The organism is Pseudomonas sp. B22(2017), from assembly GCF_002113105.1.
GTDB classification, from domain to species: domain Bacteria; phylum Pseudomonadota; class Gammaproteobacteria; order Pseudomonadales; family Pseudomonadaceae; genus Aquipseudomonas; species Aquipseudomonas asiatica.
In genome coordinates this window covers 1-3,287 of record NZ_NEJN01000027.1, presented here as the reverse complement: position 1 = coordinate 3,287, position 3,287 = coordinate 1, and the positions used below count along the sequence as shown (strand labels likewise).

Genomic DNA, 3,287 nt, shown 5'->3' with positions numbered 1-3,287 from the left:
TGACCAGTTTCACTGCTGGTTAATCAGGCTAAGGTAAAATTTGTGAGTTCTGCTCGAAAGAGCAACATGCGAATTTTCGGCGAATGTCGTCTTCACAGTATAACCAGATTGCTTGGGGTTATATGGTCAAGTGAAGAAGCGCATACGGTGGATGCCTTGGCAGTCAGAGGCGATGAAAGACGTGGTAGCCTGCGATAAGCTTTGGGGAGTCGGCAAACAGACTGTGATCCAGAGATCTCTGAATGGGGGAACCCACTCAGCATAAGCTGAGTATCTTGTACTGAATACATAGGTGCAAGAGGCGAACCAGGGGAACTGAAACATCTAAGTACCCTGAGGAAAAGAAATCAACCGAGATTCCCTTAGTAGTGGCGAGCGAACGGGGACCAGCCCTTAAGTTGATTTGAGATTAGTGGAACGCTCTGGAAAGTGCGGCCATAGTGGGTGATAGCCCCGTACACGAAAATCTCTTGTCAATGAAATCGAGTAGGACGGAGCACGAGAAACTTTGTCTGAATATGGGGGGACCATCCTCCAAGGCTAAATACTACTGACTGACCGATAGTGAACCAGTACCGTGAGGGAAAGGCGAAAAGAACCCCGGAGAGGGGAGTGAAATAGAACCTGAAACCGTATGCGTACAAGCAGTGGGAGCCTACTTGTTAGGTGACTGCGTACCTTTTGTATAATGGGTCAGCGACTTATATTCAGTGGCGAGCTTAACCGAATAGGGGAGGCGTAGCGAAAGCGAGTCTTAATAGGGCGTTTAGTCGCTGGGTATAGACCCGAAACCGGGCGATCTATCCATGGGCAGGTTGAAGGTTAGGTAACACTGACTGGAGGACCGAACCGACTACCGTTGAAAAGTTAGCGGATGACCTGTGGATCGGAGTGAAAGGCTAATCAAGCTCGGAGATAGCTGGTTCTCCTCGAAAGCTATTTAGGTAGCGCCTCATGTATCACTCCAGGGGGTAGAGCACTGTTTCGGCTAGGGGGTCATCCCGACTTACCAAACCGATGCAAACTCCGAATACCTGGAAGTGCCGAGCATGGGAGACACACGGCGGGTGCTAACGTCCGTCGTGAAAAGGGAAACAACCCAGACCGTCAGCTAAGGTCCCAAAGTCATGGTTAAGTGGGAAACGATGTGGGAAGGCTTAGACAGCTAGGAGGTTGGCTTAGAAGCAGCCACCCTTTAAAGAAAGCGTAATAGCTCACTAGTCGAGTCGGCCTGCGCGGAAGATGTAACGGGGCTCAAACCATGCACCGAAGCTACGGGTGTCATCTTTGATGACGCGGTAGAGGAGCGTTCTGTAAGCCTGTGAAGGTGAGTTGAGAAGCTTGCTGGAGGTATCAGAAGTGCGAATGCTGACATGAGTAACGACAATGCGAGTGAAAAACTCGCACGCCGAAAGACCAAGGTTTCCTGCGCAACGTTAATCGACGCAGGGTTAGTCGGTCCCTAAGGCGAGGCTGAAAAGCGTAGTCGATGGAAAACAGGTTAATATTCCTGTACTTCCAGTTATTGCGATGGAGGGACGGAGAAGGTTAGGCCAGCCTGGCGTTGGTTGTCCAGGTTTAAGGTGGTAGGCTGAAATCTTAGGCAAATCCGGGATTTCAAGGCCGAGAGCTGATGACGAGTTGCCTTTAGGCGACGAAGTGGTTGATACCATGCTTCCAAGAAAAGCTCCTAAGCTTCAGATAACTGGGAACCGTACCCCAAACCGACACAGGTGGTTAGGTAGAGAATACCAAGGCGCTTGAGAGAACTCGGGTGAAGGAACTAGGCAAAATGGCACCGTAACTTCGGGAGAAGGTGCGCCGGCGAGGGTGAAGGACTTGCTCCGTAAGCCCATGCCGGTCGAAGATACCAGGCCGCTGCGACTGTTTATTAAAAACACAGCACTCTGCAAACACGAAAGTGGACGTATAGGGTGTGACGCCTGCCCGGTGCCGGAAGGTTAATTGATGGGGTTAGCGCAAGCGAAGCTCTTGATCGAAGCCCCGGTAAACGGCGGCCGTAACTATAACGGTCCTAAGGTAGCGAAATTCCTTGTCGGGTAAGTTCCGACCTGCACGAATGGCGTAACGATGGCGGCGCTGTCTCCACCCGAGACTCAGTGAAATTGAAATCGCTGTGAAGATGCAGTGTATCCGCGGCTAGACGGAAAGACCCCGTGAACCTTTACTATAGCTTTGCACTGGACTTTGAATTTGCTTGTGTAGGATAGGTGGGAGGCTTTGAAGTGGGGACGCCAGTTCTCATGGAGCCATCCTTGAAATACCACCCTGGCAACTTTGAGGTTCTAACTCAGGTCCGTTATCCGGATCGAGGACAGTGTATGGTGGGTAGTTTGACTGGGGCGGTCTCCTCCCAAAGAGTAACGGAGGAGTACGAAGGTGCGCTCAGACCGGTCGGAAATCGGTCGTAGAGTATAAAGGCAAAAGCGCGCTTGACTGCGAGACAAACACGTCGAGCAGGTACGAAAGTAGGTCTTAGTGATCCGGTGGTTCTGTATGGAAGGGCCATCGCTCAACGGATAAAAGGTACTCCGGGGATAACAGGCTGATACCGCCCAAGAGTTCATATCGACGGCGGTGTTTGGCACCTCGATGTCGGCTCATCACATCCTGGGGCTGAAGCCGGTCCCAAGGGTATGGCTGTTCGCCATTTAAAGTGGTACGCGAGCTGGGTTTAGAACGTCGTGAGACAGTTCGGTCCCTATCTGCCGTGGACGTTTGAGATTTGAGAGGGGCTGCTCCTAGTACGAGAGGACCGGAGTGGACGAACCTCTGGTGTTCCGGTTGTCACGCCAGTGGCATTGCCGGGTAGCTATGTTCGGAAGAGATAACCGCTGAAAGCATCTAAGCGGGAAACTTGCCTCAAGATGAGATCTCACTGGGATCTTGAATCCCCTGAAGGGCCGTCGAAGACTACGACGTTGATAGGTTGGGTGTGTAAGCGCTGTGAGGCGTTGAGCTAACCAATACTAATTGCCCGTGAGGCTTGACCATATAACACCCAAGCAATTTGCTAACGCAGATTGCGGTGGTGAAGACGAAGCAACCGAAAGTTCGCAACATCACAAATATCGCATATCCGAATTCGCTGGGCTGTCCATCTGGACATTCTGGCAACAGAATTTCTTGACGACCATAGAGCATTGGAACCACCTGATCCCATCCCGAACTCAGCAGTGAAACGATGCATCGCCGATGGTAGTGTGGGGTTTCCCCATGTGAGAGTAGGTCATCGTCAAGATTCATTTCGCAAAACCCCTATCTGC

General features: G+C 51.5%; 2 rRNA genes. Both read left to right on the top strand.

Features of this window, described 5'->3' with window-relative positions:
* Positions 1-124 precede the first annotated feature (124 nt).
* A 23S ribosomal RNA gene (locus CAG18_RS25850) occupies positions 125-3,015 on the top strand.
* A 131-nt stretch (positions 3,016-3,146) separates the two neighbouring features.
* A 5S ribosomal RNA gene (gene rrf / locus CAG18_RS25845) occupies positions 3,147-3,262 on the top strand.
* The last annotated feature ends 25 nt before the right edge of the window (positions 3,263-3,287 follow it).